The sequence below is a fragment of the Shewanella sp. T24-MNA-CIBAN-0130 genome, assembly GCF_040310185.1.
GTDB classification, from domain to species: domain Bacteria; phylum Pseudomonadota; class Gammaproteobacteria; order Enterobacterales; family Shewanellaceae; genus Shewanella; species Shewanella psychromarinicola.
Map to the genome: position 1 here is coordinate 1 of NZ_JBEOPP010000220.1, position 293 is coordinate 293.

The 293-nt window shown below is 39.2% G+C and carries 1 tRNA gene; it reads left to right on the plus strand.

Going from position 1 to position 293, the window contains the following annotated elements:
- The first annotated feature begins 19 nt into the window (after positions 1 to 19).
- Positions 20 to 95 (plus strand) — tRNA-Lys (locus tag AAEZ02_RS22145).
- The last annotated feature ends 198 nt before the right edge of the window (positions 96 to 293 follow it).

Here is a 293-nt window from a genome sequence, read left to right on the forward strand (position 1 = left end):
ATTCTTGCAAAACCAAGATGGGTCGTTAGCTCAGTTGGTAGAGCAGTTGGCTTTTAACCAATTGGTCGAAGGTTCGAATCCTTCACGACCCACCACTTTTTAAATAGTGGCTAAATAATTTAAAGGCTATACCGATGGGGCTATTTCACTCCAGTAAGAATATCAATTCTTGCAAAACCAAGATGGGTCGTTAGCTCAGTTGGTAGAGCAGTTGGCTTTTAACCAATTGGTCTAGTGTTCGAAAACTTCTATACCTTGCAATAATGTGAATCAACCTAATCATTTGTCAGATA